General features: G+C 64.7%; 20 protein-coding genes. 7 read left to right on the top strand and 13 right to left on the bottom strand.

Translation table 11 applies throughout. From position 1 onward, the window contains the following. Positions 1-23: 23 nt before the first annotated feature. The 3 genes from HPY67_11400 (at position 24) to HPY67_11390 (ending at position 2428) form a co-directional block, all read left to right on the top strand. Positions 24-1004: a hypothetical protein gene (locus tag HPY67_11400; GenBank protein NPV05326.1), complete on the top strand. Its 981-nt coding sequence runs from the start codon at positions 24-26 to the stop codon at positions 1002-1004. Positions 1005-1150: 146 nt separating this feature from the next. Next, positions 1151-1951: a response regulator gene (locus tag HPY67_11395; protein NPV05325.1), complete on the top strand. Its 801-nt coding sequence runs from the start codon at positions 1151-1153 to the stop codon at positions 1949-1951. A gap of 66 nt (positions 1952-2017) precedes the next feature. After that, a complete protein-coding gene (locus HPY67_11390; GenBank protein ID NPV05324.1) occupies positions 2018-2428 on the top strand; it encodes a hypothetical protein in 411 nt (136 codons plus the stop codon). Here the strand turns inward: HPY67_11390 and HPY67_11385 are convergent. The 6 genes from HPY67_11385 to HPY67_11360 form a co-directional block, all read right to left on the bottom strand. Beyond that, complete coding sequence (locus HPY67_11385; protein ID NPV05323.1) at positions 2392-4008, bottom strand: hypothetical protein; 1617 nt, start codon at positions 4006-4008, stop codon at positions 2392-2394. The genes HPY67_11390 and HPY67_11385 overlap by 37 nt on opposite strands. Positions 4009-4248: 240 nt before the next feature. After that, entirely contained in the window at positions 4249-5376 is a 1128-nt protein-coding gene (locus tag HPY67_11380; GenBank protein NPV05322.1) for a hypothetical protein, read from the bottom strand. Positions 5377-5536: 160 nt separating this feature from the next. Further along, complete coding sequence (gene pgaD, locus HPY67_11375; protein NPV05321.1) at positions 5537-6004, bottom strand: poly-beta-1,6-N-acetyl-D-glucosamine biosynthesis protein PgaD; 468 nt, start codon at positions 6002-6004, stop codon at positions 5537-5539. Beyond that, the gene (gene pgaC, locus HPY67_11370) at positions 5947-7263 is read right to left on the bottom strand and encodes a poly-beta-1,6 N-acetyl-D-glucosamine synthase (protein ID NPV05320.1); all 1317 of its coding nucleotides are present in this window, start codon (positions 7261-7263) and stop codon (positions 5947-5949) included. Before pgaC ends, pgaD begins: the two co-directional genes overlap by 58 nt. Before the next feature lie 66 nt (positions 7264-7329). After that, positions 7330-9348: a poly-beta-1,6-N-acetyl-D-glucosamine N-deacetylase PgaB gene (gene pgaB, locus HPY67_11365; protein NPV05319.1), complete on the bottom strand. Its 2019-nt coding sequence runs from the start codon at positions 9346-9348 to the stop codon at positions 7330-7332. A 1-nt stretch (position 9349) separates the two neighbouring features. Continuing rightward, positions 9350-11677 (bottom strand): tetratricopeptide repeat protein, encoded by a 2328-nt coding sequence (locus tag HPY67_11360; GenBank protein ID NPV05318.1) that lies wholly within the window; start codon positions 11675-11677, stop codon positions 9350-9352. A 481-nt stretch (positions 11678-12158) separates the two neighbouring features. On the opposite strand from HPY67_11360, the gene HPY67_11355 reads away from it, so the two are divergent. The 4 genes from HPY67_11355 to HPY67_11340 all read left to right on the top strand — a co-directional run bounded on the left by HPY67_11355 (position 12159) and on the right by HPY67_11340 (position 15571). Beyond that, positions 12159-12992: a hypothetical protein gene (locus HPY67_11355; protein ID NPV05317.1), complete on the top strand. Its 834-nt coding sequence runs from the start codon at positions 12159-12161 to the stop codon at positions 12990-12992. Positions 12993-13156: 164 nt separating this feature from the next. After that, the gene (locus tag HPY67_11350) at positions 13157-13552 is read left to right on the top strand and encodes a PaaI family thioesterase (GenBank protein NPV05316.1); all 396 of its coding nucleotides are present in this window, start codon (positions 13157-13159) and stop codon (positions 13550-13552) included. Between the two features lie 3 nt (positions 13553-13555). Next, complete coding sequence (locus HPY67_11345) at positions 13556-15043, top strand: amidase (GenBank protein ID NPV05315.1); 1488 nt, start codon at positions 13556-13558, stop codon at positions 15041-15043. A 27-nt stretch (positions 15044-15070) separates the two neighbouring features. After that, entirely contained in the window at positions 15071-15571 is a 501-nt protein-coding gene (locus HPY67_11340; GenBank protein NPV05314.1) for a PaaI family thioesterase, read from the top strand. A 21-nt stretch (positions 15572-15592) separates the two neighbouring features. Here HPY67_11340 and HPY67_11335 read toward each other — a convergent pair whose 3' ends face one another. From HPY67_11335 to HPY67_11305, 7 genes are all read right to left on the bottom strand, one after another. Then, positions 15593-16870 carry an MFS transporter gene (locus tag HPY67_11335; GenBank protein ID NPV05313.1) on the bottom strand — a complete coding sequence of 426 codons (1278 nt, stop codon included), beginning with the start codon at positions 16868-16870 and terminating at the stop codon, positions 15593-15595. Positions 16871-17051: 181 nt separating this feature from the next. Beyond that, a complete protein-coding gene (locus tag HPY67_11330) occupies positions 17052-17384 on the bottom strand; it encodes an antibiotic biosynthesis monooxygenase (protein ID NPV05312.1) in 333 nt (110 codons plus the stop codon). Between the two features lie 159 nt (positions 17385-17543). Continuing rightward, a complete protein-coding gene (locus HPY67_11325; GenBank protein ID NPV05311.1) occupies positions 17544-17759 on the bottom strand; it encodes an acetyl-CoA carboxylase biotin carboxyl carrier protein subunit in 216 nt (71 codons plus the stop codon). 131 nt (positions 17760-17890) lie between these two features. Then, positions 17891-19039 (bottom strand): sodium ion-translocating decarboxylase subunit beta, encoded by a 1149-nt coding sequence (locus HPY67_11320; GenBank protein ID NPV05310.1) that lies wholly within the window; start codon positions 19037-19039, stop codon positions 17891-17893. A gap of 4 nt (positions 19040-19043) precedes the next feature. Beyond that, the gene (locus tag HPY67_11315; protein ID NPV05309.1) at positions 19044-19190 is read right to left on the bottom strand and encodes a hypothetical protein; all 147 of its coding nucleotides are present in this window, start codon (positions 19188-19190) and stop codon (positions 19044-19046) included. 198 nt (positions 19191-19388) lie between these two features. After that, positions 19389-20777, bottom strand: a complete 1389-nt coding sequence (locus HPY67_11310) for a C4-dicarboxylate ABC transporter (GenBank protein ID NPV05308.1) — start codon at positions 20775-20777, stop codon at positions 19389-19391. A 72-nt stretch (positions 20778-20849) separates the two neighbouring features. Beyond that, on the bottom strand, positions 20850-22646 hold the full coding sequence (locus HPY67_11305; protein ID NPV05307.1) for a glutaconyl-CoA decarboxylase subunit alpha: 1797 nt from the start codon (positions 22644-22646) through the stop codon (positions 20850-20852). Positions 22647-22726 lie beyond the last annotated feature (80 nt).

Here is a 22726-nt window from a genome sequence, read left to right as displayed (position 1 = left end):
TTTCCCGGGCGGGCCCTTGACCGATGGCCGTGGCAAAGCTTCTCACTTCCTTTACCGTCATTCTCGCGGGGCTTCTGCTGGGCTATGCGATCCAGGTGCTCGCGGCCCGCGGGGTCATCCGTCTGCCCCTCCCCATCGACTCGCTTCGCAAGGGGCTCCAGCGGGCGGCGCTGCTGTTCGTCAACCCCGTGGCCATCGTGGGCGCCACCTGGATCGTCAGCATCCGGGATGCGGCCCTCGCGGCACTTCCCTTCGTGGGACTCTTCGCCATCGTCACGGGCGGCGTGCTGGCCCTGGGTGCGGCGAGGATTCTTCACCTCCCGCCGAAGAAGACGGGGGCCCTCTTCTGCTGCGGCTCCTTCACCAACATCGGCTCGATCGGCGCCCTCGTCTGCTATGTCTACCTGGGCGAGCCGGGCTTCGCGCTCGTGCCCATCTACAAGATCTTCGAGGAGCTTTCCTACTACTCCATCGGCTTCCCCATCGCGAAGCACTACAGCGGCTACGCCGTGGTTGAAGGCCGCTGGGACCGCGTGAGGGGCCTCCTGCGCGACCCCCTGATCCTCGTCTCGGTTTCAGCCCTTGTTGCGGGCGGCGCACTCAACGCGAGCGGCCTCGACAGGCCCGCGGTCTACGGTCCCGTCAACGCCGTCTTGATCCCGCTCCAGGCCTTCATGCTCCTCGTCTCCGTGGGCCTCGCCCTGCGGTTCCGCCGGGTGGGGGACTACCTGCGGGAGTCGGCCGCCGTGGCCGCCATCAAGTTCGCCGCCGTGCCCGCCCTGACCTGCGCGCTGGCCGTGGGCCTGGGATTCGGCAGGATCGACGGCGGGCTGCCGCTCAAGGTCGTGCTGATCCTCTCGTCGATGCCCGTGGCCTTCAACGCCCTGATCCCGCCCTCGATCTACGATCTGAACCTCGACCTGGCCAACTCCTGCTGGTTCGTCACGACGGCCATGCTCGCCCTCGTGCTGCCGGTGCTGCTCTTCGCGATTCAGGCATTCTAGCGCCCGGCATCCCGGCCCGCGTGCCTCTTTGCAAAATGGCCCGGGACTTGCAACCGCACAATAAATAACGGGAATCGTGTCGCTCGGGGCTCGGAACCCGGCGACTGCCGCCGCAAATCCAAATCAGACGCGAAAGACCACAGGCCATGAATCACTCCGTGATCGTGATCGACGACGAGCAGGATTTCCTGGACAGCATGAAACGGTGCCTGCAGATGGCGGGCATCACGGACGTCCGGCTCGACCCGGATCCCCTGAACGCGGTCGAGGCCCTGGAGGCGGGGCAGGTCTTCGACCTCGCGCTCATCGACGTCAACATGCCCGGGATGAACGGAAAGGATCTCCTGAAGAAGATCCGGGAGACGGCACCGCACACGGTGTGCCTCATGGTCACGGGCATGGCCGACGTGAAACTCGCCGTCGAGTGCATGAAAATGGGCGCCGCGGATTACATCCAGAAGCCCTTCACGCCGGAGGAATTCCTGGCCATTCTCAACCCGATCCTGGCAGGCGCAAAGCCGCGGGTCCCGGAGAAGCTGAAGATCCTGGTCGTCGAGGACAACAAGGTCGAGAGGAAGCTTTACGAAAACCGGCTCTCGGACCGGGTTTTCGACAAGGTCTTCGCGGAGGACGGGGAGATCGCCTCCCAGAAATACCGGGAGTTCAAGCCGGACATCGTCATCACGGATCTCATGCTGCCCTTCAAGAGCGGCTACAACCTGATCAGGGAAATCCGCAAGGAGGACTCGACGACGGCCCTGATCGTCGTCAGCAGCCTCGATTCGAAGGAGGATGTCCTGGCCTGCGCGAAATTCGGCATCGAGGGGTACCTCGTGAAGCCCGTGAATTTCGCAGAGCTGAACCTGAGGATCCTCGACTATTACGGAAGGAAAAGCGGCGAGAGAAAGGAGATCGCCGACGTCTTCCGCCGGCGCCTGCAGGATTGACCTGTCGCTGTTGTCCCTCGCGGCGCGCGCTGTTTTTCACCGTTCGGCCGTAATGACCGCCGGGCGGTGACTGTCTCTTGCCGTCCATCCCGCATCGCCGTTCCCCACGTCGGATCGAACATCAACGACGCCATCTCCTCCATCAAGGTGGGGGACAACCTCCGGTGCGAGTTCTACGAGCATGCCGAATGGAAGGGCAGGATGCTCGGGCCCCTTTGCCCGGGCGACTACCCGGACCTCTCGCAGGCCGGGCGGAACGACCGGATCAGCTCCCTGCGATGCTGGACGGAGACCGAGGCGCCGGGCGGGGACTGGGTTGTGGGCGTCGGCACCCAGAAGCCGGCAGGGGGATTCCCGTCTGCCGCTGGTTGTTCCCGGCCTTTTTCGCCGCCGCTTTCCGTCATCCACTTCTCGAGGGACCCCGGGTCATGGCCGAGTGCTCAATTCACCGTGAAGTCCAGCGCCCTCGCCCCGTGATACGCAGAGGCGCTCCCGTACGTCATGCCGACCAGATGGTTCCCGACCCAGCCGGCACTGGCCCACGTCATCGGCGAGATGTTCAATGTGGCGGTGGGGCCGGAAAAGGTGACGGTCGAGGAGGTCTCCACCACGGGAGCCACGGGGTTTGCCAGCGAATAGACTCGAACGGTCGGCGTGCTCCACTCGAACAGGAACAGCTTTCCGTTTCTCGCCCGGAGGTCCGTCCCGTTGTTCACGACCGCGCTTCCGGCGGTGGTCGGGGCCGCAGGGTTGGATACGTCGATGATCCGCATCGACGTGCCGGCAATGACATACACGTAGGACCCGATCTTGACCGCGTTGCCGTAGGTCTCGTTCGCGGTCGAGACGGAGCCGAGCTCGCTCACGGCAGTCAGGTTCGCCAGATTGTAAATCCTCAACGTGCCGTTTTCTCCGCAGGTGAGGTACAGCAGGTTCCCGTCGACCATCATCCGGCCCGGGCCGCCGTTGACCATGTTGGGGACCGCCCACTGGCTGTAGACGGACGGCGCGTCCGGGTTGCTGATGTTAATGACGTAGATCAGGTTGCGGCTGTAGTCGTGCACGAGCCAGTACCCCTCGTAGATCAGCGAAGATGTGGAGAGCAGCGAAGTCGCCGCCTGCAGGGTCAGAGAACCCCGAACGGAGGGGTTCGCCGGGTTGCTGACATCGACGCCGAATACGTACGTGGCCGCTCCAGATCCGCCGGACGATGACCGCACGCACCAGACGATGTTGTCGTGGATGGCCTGGGCTTCGACGCGCAGGTCGGTGAACCCATGGGCGACGGTCCCGAGGACGGAGGGGTTGAGCGGATCGCTGACATCGACCACCTTGAAGTCCGTCCCCGCGATGAGGTAGGCCCTGCTGCCGTCGACCAGCACGCTGCCCGCCGGCAGGCTCACGTCGGTGGCCGTTGTGGGAAGCACGTAGGCGGCAGCACACTGGACGGAGGCGGTTACATCCGTGCCGGCGACCGTGCCGGTGCCTCCGGTGACCGTGCAGGTCTGCATGGGGCCCGTCGGCTGCGTCTTCACGGTGACGGCGTAGGCGGCCCCGCTGGCCACCGGGATCGTGAAGACATGGATTCCGTCGGCCGTGATGCTCAGGTCGTCCCCCGCGTTGTTCTGCAGCACGAGCCCGCTGCCCGTCAGGCCGCTGACCGCGGCGCGGACCGCGTAGGTGTTGGTCGAACAGACAACGGCCACGTTGGTCACATCGGACCCGGAGACGGTCCCGCTGCCGTTTGTGACCGTGCAGGTCTGCGAGGGGCCGGACGGCTGTGTGTTCACAGTCACGGCGTACGTACCGCCGCTGGCCACCCGGGCGGCAAAGGTGAACGTGCCGTCGGCCGCAACACTCAAATCGCCCGTCCCGTTGTTCTGCAGCACCAGTCCGCTCCCGGCCAGACCGCTGACTGTTCCTCCCACCAGGAAACTGGGCACCGGATCGCTTCCGCCGCCGCAGGATGCCAGCAGGACCGGCAGGATCACGGCCCATAGCCTCTTTGCCAATTTCCCCGACAGAAACCCCCGTTCGCGTTCTTTGCCTGTTGCCATCCTTTTTCTCCTTATAGAGCGGTCGTTGCCCGGTTACCTATTGCATATTTGATACCGAGTGGGGCTCTCTGGAGAAACAATTCGGACGATCCTATCCGGGCCAGAAGAACGGAGACAAAAAGGGGAATGCTCTGCTTGATCTTGACTGATTTGAGGAATCGGAACGGGTCTCTTCCAGAGGCGTCGAGCCGTTTTTCACCGCATTCGCAGGACCGCCCGCCGAAGGACCCGTGCAGTCGGTCAGCTGCCGTTCTTCATCATCCCCTTCTCCCTCAGCGCCTCGGCGATGATCTTCGCGACCGCGGCGTTTCCCCGCGGCGTGAAGTGGCCGATGGTGCCGTCGGGGCGGTGGACGTAGAAATCCCTGTAGATCGAGGCCGTCTTGTGCCTCGCCGGGAGGGCCTCGAGCAGGTCGACGAAGGGGATGTTCAGCTTGGCGTACAGGGCCCGGAGGCGCACCGTCTGGGGCTCGCCCTTCGCCCTCGATAGGGCCTCCGCATTTTCGAAGGCGTTCCCGCGGGGGATGTGGACGATGAGCAGCCGGGTGCCCGTCTTGTCCAACTCACCCTTCAGGCGCGCGAGGAGGTATTCCACGAGCCGGTCCGTCTCCTCGTAATAGCCGCTGCCCCCCGGCAGGGTCGACAGGAGCTTGCGCACGCGGTTCTTCACGAAAACCCAGGCATAGCTGCCGGGGCTGTCGAGGGATTTCCTCAGCGAGGCATAGACCTCCTGCGGCGGCGGCACCGGGACGTTCTCGAGCACATAGAGCCCCGTCTTCGCGTCGGGGCGGAAAACGGGCTTCGCATAGGAGTAGAAGGAAAGCCGCGTCCGGTCGTAGTCGTGGGGGAAGATCCCCAGGACAACCACGTCGGGCCGCAGCGGTCGCCCGTGCCGCTCGTACTTCAGCACCATCTGGTCGATCCCGTAGCTGCCCACGCCCATGTTGAAGACCTCCGCCGGCCGCCGGGCCCGGAGGATCGTCTCCAGGTAGTGCGGGAAGTGCTCCTCCTCGCCCGCCTCGATGCCCCAGGTGAAGCTGTCGCCCAGGGTGATGACCCGGAACGTGCCGGCCGCCTTGGGGCCCGTCTTGCGCGGCCCCCGGATGCGCGAGGCCGCAATCTGGTAGTCCCAGCCCAGGTGCGGGTCGTAGTTGGCGTTGTTCCAGGCGTCCCTCGTGGCGTGCTTCTCCAGGAAGACGTGCTTGAAGTAGGTGTCGGCGATGTCCGGGACGGTCTCGATCCCCTCGTAGAGCTTCGACGTCGGGGAGGCCGTCACCCGCAGGTAGCCCTCGAGCCCCGCGGCGACAAGGCCGATGGCGATGATCATGACAATGAACTCGGTAACGATGGACGGCGGGCGGCGGGTCATGGGGAAACCTCGGTTGGATTCGTTGGGTTCATCGTTTCCAGGCGTCGCAAACCATGGATCGGCAGAGCTTGTATGGCAACCCTCTGCTCCGGGCTTTCGGGCGCGCAAGACCCCGCTCGCGGCGGGGCTTCCGCTTCGGCCGGCCGTGCGAGGCGGACCTTTACTCCTTCGCGGTGATTCGGTACAAGGGGCCGTCGACGCGGATCTCCATGCGGCGGGCCTTTCGGATCTCCCCCATGGCTGTGCTGTCCGTCCCGAGCAGCCCCGCTATCTCCACGTCGCTGCTGATCCGGACCTGGCCCCCGCGCCTCTCCCCGCGCCGCAGGAACCAGAGGTAGTTGTAGTAGGTCCAGCCCGAGACGATCAGGAAGATGACGAACACCGTGATGCCGCCGTTCTGCAGCAGCCGGGCAAGCTCCTCGTACCCCTTCTCCCCGATGATCTGGTCGTAGATCGTCTGGATGCCGAAGACCCACAGCACCAGGGTGAACAGCGGCAGCAGCAGGTACAGATAGATCCCCCAGCAGAGGACGGTGATGAAGTCCTCGACGAATCGGCGCAGCGGGGATCTCACTTCGTCCTTGACGAAGACTTCAGGGTGTGGAGGCCCCTGTCCGGGCTTTTCCATCTGACCGTAACCTCCTTGCTTCGGAAGGTGAAGTTGTAGACGCCCTTGATGGCCGCCAGCGACGCCAGGATCCAGTACCCCACGGGGTACCAGATGACGAAGAAGTAGTACCTGACGAAGGCCCGGTTCTCGTAGCGCAGGTCGATGAAGAAGCTCGTCAGGAACGTCATCAGGCACGCCAGCCCCAGGATGGCCCCGTACCAGCGCGGGTACAGGGGGTTCCAGCCGAGGAAGAACTTCTGGTAGACCTGCATGACCGGCTCGCAGAGGGGCACCTGGGCGTAGCGGCACACGCCGTCCATGACGACGAAAAAGAGCCAGAGGAACACCATGGCCATGAAGGTGTGCGCCCACAGGATGCCGAGGACGTACTCGATGTAGACCGGGACGAGGCGGCGGTGCCGGCGGTCCTTCCAGATGTCGAGATGCTTGCGCAGCACCTCGACCCCGCCCTGCGCCCAGCGCACCCGCTGCCGCCAGAGGCCCTTGAGGGTCTCGGGGACGAGGATCCAGCACAGGGCCCGGGGCTCGTAGCGGATGTCCCAGAACTTGCGCTGCAGCTTCCAGGTGATGTCGATGTCCTCGGTGACGGTGTCGCTGTCGAAGAGGCCGCACTCGATGACGGCGCTCTTGCGGTAGGCCGCGATCACGCCGGAGACGGTGAGGACCTTCCCGAGGATGCGCTGGGTGCGTTTGATGAGCCCGATGATGTTGGAGTACTCGCCGACCTGGATCTTCGCCAGCAGCGAGGTGCGGTTGCGCACCCGCGGGTTGCCCGTCACGGCCCCCACGCGGGGGAAGTTCGCCAGGTGATGGGCCATCCACTTGAGCACGTCCTTGTCGACGAGGCAGTCCGCGTCGATCGTGAGGATGAACTCGCCTCGGCTCACGAGGATGCCCGCGTTGAGGGCCTTGGACTTGCCGCTGTTGGGCTCCAGGTGGATGATCCGCAGCCACCCCGGGTGTTCCGCCACGAGACGGTCGAGGATCTGCCGCGTGCCGTCGGTGCTGCCGTCGTTGACGACGATGACCTCGTAGTTGGGGTAGTTGAGGTCCCTGAGGTTCAGGACCGTCTCCTCGATGACCTGCTCCTCGTTGTGGCCGGGGACGATGACGGTGAAATAGGGCCAGACCTCCAGCCGAGGCTCCGCCCTGCCCTCGCGGCGGAGGCTGAAGAGGATGCCCCCGATCATCCACACGATGCTCATGTAGAGCGGGTAGAGGAAGACGAAGAGCCCGATGATCTCGTATATGGTCATGTCCCGTGTCGGCGGGGCAGGGTGTGCTGCCGGGTCCCTCCCCGCTGGCGCTGCTGTGGATACCGGTTATGGATTCGGGCTGAACAGCTTCCTGAACAGCCTCTCGAGGGCCCCCTCCGGCGCAATGGCCGGCGGAGACTCCTTCCGCTTCACCTCGTCCCGGGCCGAGAGGATCGAGGCGATCGTGTCGGCATCGGGCCTGTTGAGGTACACGTTGTCGGGGTAGTACGCCACGTGCCGCACGCCCAGGGCGAGCAGGAACGTCAGGTCGTCCTTGAGCGCCGCGTCGCCCAGCCAGGTCCCCCTCTTCCAGTCGTAGGCCTGCAGCTTGAAGACCAGCCGGTCGGCGGCATTGATGCCCCCGGCGGCCCGGAAGAGCTCGCGGTACCAGGCGCGCCTGTCCGTTTGGCCCTCCATGGCGGCGTAGGCCATGATGACCGTGTAGTCGTATCTCTCGAGGTAACGCCGCAGGTCCTGGGCGAACCACCGCGTCGCTTCGGGGTTCGTGACCACGGAGCTATAGAGGTTGCGGCCGACGGCAGCGCCCGGGCGGTAGGCCCGGACGGTCCTGACGAGTTCGTCGACGTGGAGGTCGAGGGCCTCCGTCTTGAAGGCGACCCACTTCGCTCCGAGCTCCCTGTCCGCCTTCAGGGCCTGCGGGTCGGGGGATACGCCGTAGCGCCTGCGGAAGGCCTCGATTGCAGCGGGGTGGAAGTCCTCCGTCTCGGCCAGGTAGGCATCGTCCTGGATCAGGATCCCGTCGAACTGCACGCGGGCCGCCAGGTCGGAGAAGATTTTCTTCGCCGCCTCCAGGCTCCGGGGGTCGAAGGGCGAGAGCCTGCGGTACCACGACGAGGTCACCCCGGGCCTGTCGCCCTTCCATTCCCGGACCTTGAGTTCCTCGTTGAGCGCCGTCTCGGGCAGCTCGTAGGCCAGCGCCGGCATCCACACGAAGACCTTCATCTCCCGCGAGCGGATGCGGTTCACGGCGTGGCTCAGGAAATCCAGGTCGACGGGCAGCACCGAGTTGGCAAAGTAGAGGGACTTCACGTTGCCCGTGGCGCCCACGTCACAGAAACCCTGGAGGAACACGGTGTTGACGCCCATCCGGACGAGCCGGTCGAGCAACAGCCCGAGGTTGCGGTTGCTCTCCTCCATGGAGTTCTTGCTGACGATGAGGTCGAGGTCGACCTGGACGCCCCGGATGCGGAAGTCCTCCCGCAGGCCGCGCTTCAGCGCATCCTTGAATGCCGCAAGCCAGTCGAGGTGCGTCTCGAGGTAGTAGCGGTTGACCCGGTCGAGGCGGCGGATGCTGGAATAGCCGTCGTCGAGCGTGAGGATCATCTCGAAGCCGAGCTTCTTCGCCTCCTCGACGCCGATCTCGTTGTAGCTGCCATAGGGCCAGGTGAGGATGGTGGGCCTGCGTCCCAGCTTCGCCGTCAGCGTGTCGATGCTCGCGGCCAGGTCCTCGCGGATGCGGGCGCGAAACTCGGCCTCCGTCTCGTAGCGCCCCTTTTCGGGGAAATACAGGAACGCCGCCGGCGCGGGCTCGATGTTGCCCACGGGGTTGACCTGCAGCAATCGATGCAGGCGGCTGCTGTGGGAGGCCACCGTCACGAGGCCCGAGTCCGCCACCTCGCGGATCTGCGGCCAGCTCATGAACCGCTTCGACTTGTAGGCCGAGGTCTCGGGGTTATCGATCCACGAGGTGACGACGGAAAGCACCGCAGGGATGTTGTAGAGGCGCAGGACCGGGAAGACGAACCGGTAGAAGCTCTCGTAGGCGTCGTCGAACGTGATGAGGACGGCTTTTTCGGGCAGCGGCCTCTCGCCCCGCGAGGCCGCAAGGATGTCCGCCGGGCTCACGAAGGCAAACCCGTGGCTTCTCAGGTATTCGATCTGGTTGATGAAGTCCTTCTGCGAGATGTCGTCTTTCTCGACGGGCGTCTCGGGGATGTCGTGGTAGGTCAGCGTGATGAACTGCTCCGCCGCCTGCACGGGCGAAACAAACAGCAGCAGAGCCGCCAGGACGGCCAGGATGATCCGGTCTTTGCCTTTTGCCTTGCGCCCTGTGCCCCTTGCCATTCTAAAAGTACCAGTTAAGCGTGACATAGGCCCCGACAACATGCGTGTAATCCCCATCGTAAACCCTGAGATCATAGGAAACGTTGCCCGTGACGTTGAAAGTCTTCGAGTGGACGTAGACCTGCTCGAAGGTGATGCCCGCCACGGGGTAGGTGCTGTAATTCTTCTCGCCGCTCACGCCCGCGCGCAGGTGGACGGCGGAGGTCCACTTCTTCTCGTAGCGGATGTGGTTGACCCACTGGATGGCCGAGGTCAGCAGGGCGCTCCACTCGTACTCCGGGCTGTAGTAGTCCACGTCCTGCCTGGAGTAGGTGCCGAACCCCAAAGCAAAGCCCGCACGGACCTTCAGGTCGGGGCTAAGATAGACGTTCTGGTCGTAGCGCGCCCTCCCCGAGACGTAGACGTTGTCGTCGGAGAACCACTGGGCGCCCACGGCGGCGCCGTACTCGCGCAGGTCGCTCTCGAGCCACAGCACGTCGACAGAGGCGCTGTCGGCCGTGATCCCCCGGGCCCTGGCCCGGATGGGCACGCTCAGGCTGAAGCTGTTGAATGCCGCCGTGATGCGCAGCGGGTCCGTGGGCCACCAGAAGAGGCGCGTGTCGAGGCCGAAGTCGTCGCCCCGGGTGTAATCGAAGCTCACCGACTGCCACCAGATCAGCTGCGGCAGGACGATCCACCGGAACCCGAGGCCGAAGCGGTCCCAGTCCTGGCGGTTGGTCGTCCCGTCGCTCTCGTCCGCCCATACCTCCTCCCGCAGGATCTGGGCGTAGAGGCTGAAGAGCGGCGTGACCGGCTTCTCGAGCAGCAGGGATGCCCAGTACTCCGTGGCGCCCTCGAACTCCCTGACGAAGCGGAACTCGGGCTGCAGGCGCCACATGTCCTCGACCTTCAGCGTTTCCCAAAGATCGCGGACCGTGAGGCTCGTCGGGTATTTCCGGTGCAGCTCGTCGGCCAGCGCCCGCGCCTCGACCTTGTAGTTCAGGGTGTTGAGCGTCCAGCCCAGGCCCGTGAGGCTGCGGTAGTCCTGCGGGTCGAGGTAGCGGTTGATCTCGAACTGCTCCAGGGCCCGCCGGGGCTGGTTGCGCCACAGGTAGGCGTGGGCGAGGCCCGACCGCAGGCCCGTCTCCGAGGCGGCCTCGGCCAGGTAGTGATCGAAGTAGGCCTGGCCCTCGCGAAGCTTGTCCTGGTAGAGCAGGAACCAGCCGCGCGTCGTGATCAGGCTGTTGGAATCGGCAAGGTATCGCTGTTTGGCCAAGACGGACTCGTCCCAGGCCAGGGCTTTCTTCTGCTTCTCGACGATCGCCTGGAGCCGATCGAGGGTCTGCGAGGCGCGCTGCCACTGACGCAAATCGGAGTACACGTAGAAGAGCCCCTTCGTCGCCTCGAACTGGTCGGGATCGGCCTCGAGGACCTTCCTGTAATGGATCTCCGCGTCCTCGGGTCTGCGCAGATAGAGGTACGCGTCGGCCGCGGCCTGGTTGACCCACCAGGGGACCGGCTTGCCGGAGGCGCGGTAGAGGTCGAACTGCCGCAGGGCGTCGTGCATCCGGTCCTTCTGGCGTAGGGCCACGATGTAGTCGCCCCGGGCCCGGAGATTGCCGGGGTCTTTCTCCAGGACCGTCTCGATCTCGGCAATCGCCTCGTCGACGAGCCCCCACCGGAGCTTCATCACGGCCCGGTCGAGCTCGAGGGACTGGAGCTGATCCGGCCGGCCCGCGCGGCCTTCCCTGGCAACCGCGAGGGCCTCGAGGCTCGCCCCGTACTGTTCCAGGAGCATCAGCTTGACGGCATCGAGAGCGGCTGCCGAAACCCGGCCCGCCTTCTTCGCCTCCATCCACGCGGCGTAAGCCCCGGCGCCGTCACCCATGCGCATGTGCGTGAAGACGACCCCCTTGAAGGCCTCCTCATCCCCGGGGTCGTAAGACAGGCCGAGCCGGTAGAGCTCAAGCGCCTTCGGGTATTCCCTCAGCTCGTAGTAGGCCCTAGCCACGTGACGGGGAAGGTAGCGGATCTGCCGGAGTTCCGTCTCGCGGGGGGCAAAAAACTCGACGGCCTTCTGATATGCCCCCGTCCAGACCAGGCACAGGGCATAATCGGCCTGGAGGTGACGGTCGTCAGGCAGGACCTTCAGGGCCCTCTCCAGGAGGGGGAGCGCCTCGTCATTCCGGCTGGCCTGGATCTTCCGCAGGGCTTCCCGGTAGTCCTCCCTCGCCTGGACCGTGGGGTCCTGTGGGGCGGGCGTTTCCGGGGGAGCGGCAAAGACGGCAAACGGCAGGATGGCAAGAGCGAGGGTTACGGCAAGGGCTGCTAGGACAGCTCTTTTCGGCATGGAATACCTGATTGCAAAGGCTCTGTGATTCGGTTTACGGCTCCGTGTCTCACGTGAAAACCCGGCTCGATCCCGAGCATTGATGTTTCATCGTGATTCTTTGCAAGCACAATGCCATTTTGGCACACAAACAGAAAAAAGATGCCTGTAAGGCAAAGAAACTCACTGCCTCGCAAAAAGCTCGTCAAATGATCTTTCATGAGGCGAGAGACGGAAGGAGGCGGCAGCCCTGCACCCTCCCGGCGATCACACCGTCGGGCCCCCTCCTCCGGTGATGGGGTTCAAGCTGCGGGCGTCAAAATAGCAGAAAAGGGAACCCGCATGCAACGAATAATAAACGGTTAGGCTGCATCGTGCATTGCATCCAACTTCCGCCTGTCCGCCCGCGGCGAATTGTGGTAGAAAGAAGTCCAACCTCCCAGGCCCGGTCAACCCGGCCGGGTCTCCGCACCGAATTTAACGCAGGAAAGGAGTTTCAGCGATGCAGGCTTTGTTCACGCTCACACCGGCGGAATCCAAGCGCCTCATCGGCAAGGGCATTGCGGCCCTCCCCGAGGTGCAGAACGCGAAGAAGAACGGCTATCTCCTCGTGAGCCGCGGCTCCACGACGGCCTACTGCCTCGAGGAGATTCTCGGTCAGAAAATCGAGAAGGAACGCTACCTCGCCGGCCAGACCATCCGGGGCGTGATGTGCGTGCTCGACGCCGGGGAGCGTGCCAAGCCCGTCACTCTCCACAAGGGGGAAATCCTGCCCGTCGAGCCGACCACCGTGGCGGACAAACTGGGCCCCGGCGACATCGTCATCAAGGGCGGCAACGCGCTCGACGCCTTCGGCAACGTGGGCGTCATCATGGTCAACCCGGCCGGCGGCACGATGGGGTCGTTCTACATGGGCATGAAGGCCCGCGGCCTGGAGATCATCTACGCGGTGGGCCTCGAGAAGCTCGTCCCCTCCGTGGAGGAGGCGGCGCGATACGGCGGCACGATGGTAATCGGCAGATCGATCGGCTGCAAGGCCGGCCTGGCTTGCGTTGCCGACGGGCGGCCCTTCACGGAGATCGACGCTCTGGAGGCGCTCTTCGACGTCGCGGCCGTCCACTTCGCCTCCGGCGGCTGGGGCGGCGCCGAGGGCTGCGTCACGCTCATCGTCGAGGGCCCCGACGACGAGGTGAACAAGTGCATGGACTTCATCGAGTCGACGATCAAGGGCGAGCCCGCCCTGCCCGGCGTGAAGGGCCCTTGCAAGACCTGCCCGATCGGCGCCTGCAGCTTCAAGGGCAAGGACGACAAGGACCTGCCCGGCTACCTGAAGTAACCGGCTGGCGGGGGCCGGCTCCCGCAGCCGGCCCCGCCGTTTTCCGCGGCACATTCCGATCTCGAACGGGGTGATCCCTGACCGGAGTCCATCGCGCCATGCCCGACTACACGGAGAAACCGAAGAACTGGAGAGAGCTCCCGCCCGGGGAGCTCGCCGCCTTCATGAACCGCAAGGCGGAGGGGTACCTGCCGGCCCTGCTGGGCTTCACGCTCACCTCGGTGACGAAAGATCGCGTCACGGCCCGCATGGAAATCAGGAAGCACCACCTCGCGCCCAACGAGTACCTGCACGCGGCCTCCGTCGTCGCGCTGGCCGACACGGTCTGCGGCATGGCAACCATCGTCAATCTGCCCGAAGGTTCGGGGGGATTCACCACGATCGAGCTCAAGACCAACTTCCTCGGCACCACGCGCGACGGCGCCATCCTGTGCGAGGGCAGGCCCGCCCACATCGGCCGGCGCACGATGGTCTGGGACGCCCGGGTGTGGGACGAGACAACCGGCCGGGACATTGCGCTATTCCGCTGCACCCAGATGATCCTGCCCAAAAAGGGGTAAGCCATGGCCGCATTGAAGCTCGCGGAGGCGACGATTGCCGACGTCCACAGGACCTTCCGATCCGGCGGGCTGACGGCGCAGGGACTCGTCGGGATGTATCTCGAGCGCATCGAGGCCTACGACCGCAAGGGGCCCCGGCTCAACGCCCTCATCACGGTCAACCCGAATGCCCTGAAGGAGGCCGCCGCGCTGGACAGGAAGTTCCGGAGGTCCGGCCCCGCGGGCCCGCTCCACGGCATCCCCGTCCTGCTCAAGGACAACGTGAACACGAAGGACATGCCCACGACGGGCGGCTCCAAGAGCCTCGAGGGCTACATCCCCCCGGCGGATGCCTTCATCGCGAAGAGGCTGCGCGACGCGGGAGCCATCCTTCTCGCCAAGGCGAACCTGCACGAGTTTGCCGTGTGGGGCGAGACGGTGAGCTCCATCCTGGGGCAGACCCTCAACCCCTACGACCTCACCCGCACCCCCGGCGGCTCGAGCGGCGGCACGGGTGCGGGCCTCGCGGCCGATTTCGGCATCCTCGGGATCGGCACAGACACGGTGAACTCCATCCGCTCCCCCGCATCGGCCTGCAGCGTCGTGGGTATCCGCCCCACGGTCGGGCTCGTGAGCCGTGCCGGGATCATCCCCTACTCCCTCACGCAGGACGCCGCGGGCCCCATGGCGCGGACCGTCGCGGACGCCGTGAGGATGCTCAACGTCATCGCCGGCTATGACCCCGGCGACCCGGCGACCGCCTGGGGCATCGGCCGCACCGAAAGGGATTACACGAGGCACCTCAAGAGGGACGGCCTCAGGGGCAGGCGCATCGGCGTCCTCCGGAGCTTCTTCGGCTCCCAGCCGATCCACGGGGAAGTCAACGCCTTGGCCGAGAAGGCCGTCAGGGACTGCAGGAAGATGGGCGCTGCGATAGTCGAACTCGACACGCCGGACCTGGACTCGGGCCGGATCGTTTCCGACATCAGCGTCCACCTCCACGACCTCAGGCCCGACCTGGATGCCTACCTCGGCGACCCGAAGGCGGGCACCCCCGTTCATTCGCTCGGCGAGATCATCGCCTCGGGCAAGTACCACCCCGGCATCGAGCAGAACATCAAGGAGGCCATGGCCCTGAAACGGGATGCCGGCTACTTTGAGCGGCTCGCGAAGCGGGCGAAGCTGCAGGACCGCGTCATGGCGCTCATGGCCGAGCACACGCTCGACGCGCTCATCTTTCCGCACCAGAAGCGCCCCGTCGTCCCCGTGGGCGAGAGCCAGGTCGAGCGCAACGGGAGCCTCGGCTCCGTGACGGGCTTCCCGTCCATCGTCGTGCCGGGCGGGTTCACAAGGCCCACCGAAACGGCCGCGATCGGCGTGCCCGTGGGGATCGAGTTCCTCGGACGGCCCTGGACGGAGGGGCGGCTCATCGAGATCGCCTACGCCTACGAACAGGGCACGAAGAACCGGCGCCCGCCCCCGACGACGCCCGCCCTTGCCTGCGGGGCGTGATTTCCGGAAATGCAGGAGGACAGACGAATGGATCGAAACGGCTACACCCTTCTGCCCAACCGCGAAGACCACCACTGCTTCGGCTGCGGCCCCGCGAACCCCCAGGGCCTGCGGATGCAGTTCTACACCAACGGCAAGACGGTGGCCTCCTGGATCACCGTGCCGCCGCACCTGTGCGGCTGGAGCAACCTCGTGCACGGCGGCATCCTCTTCACGGCGCTCGACGAGATCATGGGACGCGCGATGATCTACCTCCTGCGGCGCTTCATCCTCACCAAGTCGATGACCATCGAGTATCGCAAGCCCGTGCCGATCGGCCGTGAGTTCAAGGTGGAGGGCAGGGTCGTGGAGGTCCTGAGCGAGCGGGAGGCAACGGCAGAGGGTGTCATCACGAATGCCGATGGCGAGATCTGCACCCGCGCCACGGGGCTCTGGGCCACCTTCACCCCCGACGTGGCCCGCAAGCTGGGCATCGCCGACGAGGAGACCTTCCGCTGGTTCGAGCAGGTGATCGCGACGGGTCGTTGAGAGAATGCCCCGTGGGGATCCTCATTCAGGACCCCTCGGCCCGGTGAGGCTTTCCCGGGTCGAGGCGTAGAGGAGGGCGGATGCGCCCATGCAGGCGGCGCAGGCCAGGAGGGCGTCGCGGAAGCCCTCGATGCCCAGCGCGGACCGGGGGTGCAGGGTCTCGATGAGCAGGCCCAGGCCCTGCATGAAAACGCCGGCCCCGAGAATGGCTGAAAAGTTGAGCACGGTCAGGGCGGTCGCCGAGCGCTCCGGCGGCGTGAGTTCCTTCAGGTGTGCATAGGGGAGGCTCCCGGTGCCGGCGAAAAGGCCGAAGAGCGAAAAGAGACCGGCCAGGACCCAGGGCGGCGCGCCGACGGGGACGAAGGCCATGGCGGCAAGCGTAAGCGAGAACCCCGCCAGGGCGCTCACCACGATCCCTTTTCTCCTCTTGAGGATTCGATCCGACAGGAACCCGCTTGCGGGATTGCCGATGATGACCCCCAGCGTGAGAAGAAAGAGCAGATTGCCCGCCGTCACGGGGGAGCATCCCATCGCGTCCATCAGGTAGGGCCCCGCCCAGAGGCCCTGGAAGGCCGCTAAGATCCCGTAACGGATGAAGGCGGATGCGGAAATGAGCCGGACCTGGCGGTCCCGAAGGGCCAGCAGAAGCCCCCGCATCATCCCCTCCGGGATCGCGTCGCCGCCTTGCATCGCCCGATGGCCTTTTCCCTGCCCGTCACGCCAGGAGAAGAAAAACGCCAGGACCAGCACCAGGTGGAAGAGTCCCACGAGCACGAAGGTCGTTCGCCACCCCAGCCCCTGGGACCACAAGACAAGCGGCGTCGTGGCAAAGACGATGCCCACGTTGCCCACGGAGACGATGACACCGGAGAGGGTGGCAAACCGGTCGGGCTGGAACTGAAGAGAGATGATTTTCAGGGCGCCGATGAACCCGCAGGCCATGCCGGCCCCTGTCAGCAGCCGGCCCAGGACCATGACACCCGGCGAGTCGGCAATCGAAAAGAGGATCACCCCGGCCAGGGCGGCGCCGTAGAACGCCGTCATAACCCTCGCCGGGTCGAACCGGTCGAGCAGCAGCCCCCCGGGGATCTGGAACAGGCCGTAGGCATAGAAGAAGGCCGCCGACACGAGCCCCAGAGTGCCGACGTCCATGGGAACGTCGCGCAGGAGGTCCGGCGCCAGGACGGCGATCACGGACCGGTAGAACATGGAGAGCCCGAAGAGGACCGCGAGCGCCCCGAAAAGAATCCAGCGGCGGCGGCTTGAAAAGGGCCTGGGCTGTGCGGCATCGTGATGCATGGGGTCCTGCCCTTGATGACGCCCCGCGGCGCTCTGTCTGCTCCGGGAGACCTGCCATCATAAAACGATTCCCGCACGGTCTCAACTGCAAATCATGGCCCACGCGAAGGCCCTTCAAAGCGGCAGAAGGGCCGCCCCGGAAGATGCGGCCCTCCGCCCTGCTCCTGCACCGGAGCGAACGCTACTTGAAGAATTGGATGTCCTCTTCCAGGGGCACTTGAAACGACTCGGGGTACTGGTAAATCTTGTACTCCGTCGTCCTTCCCTGGAGCAGGTCGATCTTGTCCTGAAGCTCCTTTCGCCTTGGGTCGGCATAAAAGGTGTTCCAGGCCCCCAGGGTCTGCCAGGTACTGATGACCAGGATGTCCGTCGGGTCCTCGACATTCTGGAGCGTTTCGCCGGAAATATATCCGGGGTAGCGGGAAGCAAGTATGCGCAGGCTCGTGATGATGGCGATGGCCTCCTTCTCTTTTCCTTTCGGGATGACTCGTTTGATCATCGCTCTGACTGCCATGTGTGACCTCCTTCTGCTCTTTCTTGAGCGGTGTACCGCATCGAGCGGATGGTTTCCAGGTTGGTCGCCGCCTCTTCATGAGGATCAAGTCGAGCAGGAGCAACTGAGGCGTAAAGGAGCCGCCCTGACCGCCCTCGGGCGGTCAGGGGCTGCATCCCGTTATCCGAGCACCATGAGGACCTGGCTGGTGTTGACCTTGTCCCCTTCCTTGACCTTGATCTCCTGCACCGTGCCGTTGCCGGGGGCCACGATGGGGTTCTCCATCTTCATGGCCTCGAGGATGATCAGCTCCTCGTCCTCCTTCACCGCATCGCCCGCCTTCACGATGATCTCCTTGATCGTGCCGGGCATCGGGGCTACAACGTCGATTGCCATTGGGGTCTCGCCTCCTTTCCTTGTTTAAATTGCAGCCTGTATTGCATAAAGCCCTTGAATCGGTTCCTCTTTCCGCCCGCACCCCGACCCTCTCCCGTCACGGCAGAGGGGAAAAGGGTGCGGGGACTGATTTACCGGATCACGCCCATGCCGGCCAGCACGGAGAGCATGACGGCCGCGGCGATCACCGAGCCGATCTGCCCGCCGGCGTTGGCCCCCATGGCGTGCATCAACAGGTAACTCTTTTTATTATACTGCGAACCCACCTTCTGCACCACCCGGGCCGCCATCGGGAAGGCCGAGATCCCCGCCGCGCCGATCAGCGGGTTGATCTTGCCGCCCGTCACCACGTAGAGCAGCTTGCCGAACAGCACCCCGCAGACCGTGTCCAGGCAGATCGCCATGAAGCCCAGCGCCAAAATGATCAGCGTCTCGGCCCGGATGAAGGCCGGGCCCGCCATCGTCGCCCCGATCGAGAGACCCAGGAAGAGCGTCACCACGTTGGCGATCTCGTTCTCCGCCGCCCCCGTGAGCCGCGCCACCACCCCGGACTCCCTCATGAGGTTGCCCAGCATGATCGTCGCCAGCAGCGGCAGGCCCTTGGGCGCAATGCAGCCCCCCACCACCGTGATCACGATCGGGAAGAGCAGCTTCGTGGTCTTCGAAACCGGCTTGGCGGTGTACTTCATCACCGTCTTCTTCTCCTTCTCCGTGGTCAGCAGGCGCATGATCGGCGGCTGGATCACCGGCACCAGCGACATGTACGAGTAGGCCGCCACCGCCACCGCCCCCAGCAGGTGCGGGGCGTACTTCGAGGTCACGTAGATCGCCGTCGGACCGTCGCAGGCCCCGATGATCCCGATCGAGACCGCGTCGAGCTTCGGAAAGCCCAGCCACAGCGCCACCAGCAGCGTCAGGAAGATCCCGAACTGCCCCGCCGCCCCCAAGAGAAACGTGTAGGGCTGCGCCAGCACCGGACCAAAGTCCGTCATCGCCCCGATGCCGATGAAGATCAGCAGCGGAAAGAGCTCCGTGTCCACCCCCGCGTCGTAGATCGTCCGGATGAAGCCGTCCTTCAACATGACGTCCGACATCGGGATGTTGACCAAAATGCAGCCGAACCCGATCGGCACCAGCAACAGCGGCTCGCAGTCCTTCTTGATCCCCAGCCACAGCAGCACCCCGCCCACGCCCAGCATGATCAGGTTCTGCCAGTTGACAAACAAAAACTTGAAGCCGATAACCAGCCCCCCCAGTCCCGCAATGATCGCTTCCAGCATGGTCTCAGCCCTCCTTCCCGTCCTCTTCCCTGTGAGGGAAGAGCTTGCCCAGGCCGGCCATCATCAGGCTCAACAGCCCCAGGGTCACCAGCGTGCCCCCCATCCCGGCCACCAGCATCGTGATGCCGAATGTGAAATTGTCCATCTCCATAATGATCTCGACTCCTTCGTGTGATGACGCGAACAGATGAGTTAGAAAACAATCCCCCGCTGCGACGCCGAGGGCGGCGGCCGCCCATCCCGATGGTCAGGAACGGGCGGGGCCGTTCCCGACCGGGAACGGCCCCCAGGGAGGGATCAGTGGTATCGGCTGAACATCCTATCGAATTGCCCTTCCGTTTTTTCCCGCCTATCTCCAGAAAATAAAGCTGATGACGGCCGCGAAGACAGACATCGCCATACCCCAGATCAGGAGCTTGCGGAACAGTTTGTTCTTGTCTTCCCACTCGGGGGCCGCAGCGATGCAGAGGGCGCCCAGCAGGGAGAGGGGGCTCGCATCGACCAGATGTGCCGAAACGCAGCTCGTGTAGACGAGGTTCCGGGCCATGTCGATCGCGTCGGCACCGACGACCCCCAGCTTGGCCACGAGGCCGGGGATGAGCGGGATGAAGGTCGGCATGACGACGGCCGACGATCCGCTGTAGATGGACACGAAGCCGTTGATGAAGCCGAAGACGGTGGAGATCGTCATCGGGCTCGAGACGGCGGCGATGGCGGAAATCGCGTAGTCCAGGCCGCCGGTGGAGCCGGCCACTTCGACGAGGACCATGACGCCCACGAGCATGAACATGGTGAACCAGGGCTGCTTCTTCATGGCCTCCTGCTCGTCGGCGCAGTTGAGCATGGAGAGGGCGACCGCGAGCGTGAGGGCCGTGTATCCCACATCCCATTTGAAGAAGAGGACGAGGACGATCCAGATCGCGATGGCCGCCGAAGTGATGATCTGCTTGCGGTTCCAGGGCTCGATGGGCGCATCGACGATGTTCTTCACCCGGAGTTGGAGGTCGGGGTCGACCTTTTTGCCCCAAAGCTTCAGGCCGCCGAAGGCAAAGAAGGCAAACAGGGCGGCCACCCCGTTGCCCAGCAGCGAGTTCCAGAAGATCTGCCCGCCGATGTACTCGAGCTGGATTTTCTCAACAAGACCGTTGGCGATGATGCCCGTGGGGGCCAGGGGCGAAAGGGCGCCGGCGTTGGCGCCGTTGACGATCATGAGGGTCATCAGGAAGGGGCTGATGCGCGTCTCGGCGCAGAGCGCCATCCCGATGGGAGCCAGGACGACGGTGGTGGCGATGTTGCCGGGGCCGATGGCCGCGAGCACCACGGACAGGACGAAGAAGATGACGGGCAGCATGCCCACAATGCCGCGGGAGCCCTTCACGGCCCACTTGGCGAGTTTTTCCACGGTGCCGTTGATGGTGGCCATGCTGAAGAGCAGCGTGGCACCCACGAGGATCATGAACAGCCGCAGGGGAAAGAACTTGTTGAGGTCCGACACCTTCATCACGCCGCCCGTGGACATGGCGATGAGGAACCCGAAGGCGATGCACATGATTCCGACGTTACGTTCCGAAATGCAGCTGATGACGACGGCGATGAGCAGCGCCACCAGGGAGAGGATGCCCAGAAGTTCCTTCTTGGACGCCCCGCCCCCGAGCACGCTGCTCAGGGTGTCGCAGCCGACGATGAGGCCGGCGGCAACGAACAGAAGTCCGAACAACAGATTCCTTTGAAGATTCATGAAGACTCCCTCCGGCTTTTGGTAGGATGAAAACGTCCCCCGCCCGGTAACCCGGCCGGGGGACGATGCACATCATTTCGACGCAGCTTTCCTCTCCTGCTCCACCGGCGGACGCTCGAGGCCCGTGACGATCTGGGATTGGATCATCCGGGGCAGGATCATGTGGTGCTGCGGGCAGATGGACTTCGGGTTCTGCCAGACGCAGTTGGCGAAGGCCACGAGGTACTTGCGCATGTCCTCGAAGCGCACGACCTCGTCGACGAAGCCCTTCTTCGCGCAGAAGTAGGGCCGCGAGGACTCCTCGTAGTGCTTCACCATCTCGTTCATCTTCCGGATGGTGCCGTCGAGCGGCTTGCCGGAGTCTTTGTCCTTCACGAGCCGGCGGGCATAGCTGGCCGCCGCCGCCGTCTCCCCGTGCATGACGTTGATTTCCGTGGCGGGGGTGCCCAGCGTGAAGGCGTTGTTGTTGTTGGCCGTTGGGCCGCCCATGACGTAGTGGGCAGCGGCCGTTCCCTTGCGCAGCACGATGAGCATCATGGGGATGTCCGTCTGCTCGATGGAGTAGATCAGCGACTGCCCGAGTCCCAGCAGCTCCGCTTTCTCCGCGATGTCGCCCACGTCGATGCCCGAGGTGTCCTGGATCCAGATGATGGGCAGCCGGTCGCGCCCGCAGAGGGTCACGAACTCGTTCATCTTGATGAGGCCCTGCCGGTAGAGCTTGCCGCCCACGGCGTGGTACTCGTTGGTGTACTCGGGGTAGTTGGGGATGAGGCCTTGGCGGTTGCCGATGACGGCCATGGGGTAGCCGTCGATCTTCACGATGCCGCAGTAGATCTCTGGTCCGTACTTGGGCCGGAACTCCATGTGCTCCGAGTTGTCCGTGAGCCGCGCGAGCACCTCCTCGAAGGAGTAGACACGCTTGGTGTTGATCGGAACGAGGCTCGGCAGCTCCGCGGGCGAGAACTTCGGCTCGGCCGGCTCGGCCACGCGGAAGAATTTCGGGTTGTAGGCCGGCAGGTACGTCATCCACTCCCGGATGGCATCGAGGACCTCGGTTTCCTTTTCGTAGACGGCCTTGAAGAAGCCCGTCTCGTTGTAGTGGATCCGGACGCTCCCCGGGGGAACGGCCTTGAAGTGGCGTGTGGCCTCGATGAGGGCCTCGGCCCCTTCCTCGTCGAAGTAGCCCTTGGGGCTCATGCCGCTGACGATGCCGCCGCCGCCCACGGCGATGTTGGCGTTCTTGTGGGCAAGCAGGATGGTGGGGCTGATGCCCTGGTAGCCGCCGCCGGCGGGGTTGGTGCCGTAGATGCCGGCGATGATGGGCACGCCCTCTTTTTCAAGCTCGGCGTGGCGGAAGAAGCAGGTGCCCTGGCCCCGGCGGTTGGCGTAGACCTTCTCCTGCTCGGGGAGCTTCACGCCGGAGCAGTTCACGAGCCAGACGAGCGGCACGTGGAGCCGCTTGGCGAGGTCGGTGACCCGCAGGTTGTTGTCGGCCTGCCCGGCGATCCAGGCGCCGGCGATCCACTTGTTGTTGAAGCCGATCAGCACGCACCACTTGCCGTTGATCCGCGCGAGGCCGTCGACCACGTTGGTCTGGCCGCTCTCCTCGCCATCGGGGTCGTAGATGGAGTGCAGGGGGAAGAACATGCCGGGGTCGACGACGTAGTCGATCCGCTCCCAGACTGTCATCTCGCCGCGCTTGTGGATCTCCTCGGTGGAGACACCCACGTTGTTCTTGATCCGGTCGATCTCCGCGTCGATCTCCTTCATGATCGCCGCGGCCCGCTCGACGTTTTCCTTCATGCCGTCTATCTGCGACTGCCGGAGCGCCTTGCCCAGCTCTTTCATTTGTTGAAAATACTGTCTCATCGTTGATGCCTCCTCACTGCGTGATGGGAGGATGCCGCCGGCGGCGGGGGGTCCGCCGGCGGCTCCCTATGGGGACCGCG

Source organism: Syntrophaceae bacterium, from assembly GCA_013177795.1.
In the GTDB taxonomy this organism is placed as follows: Bacteria; Desulfobacterota; Syntrophia; order Syntrophales; family UBA2192; genus UBA2192.
This window is presented reverse-complemented; position numbering and strand designations above follow the sequence as displayed.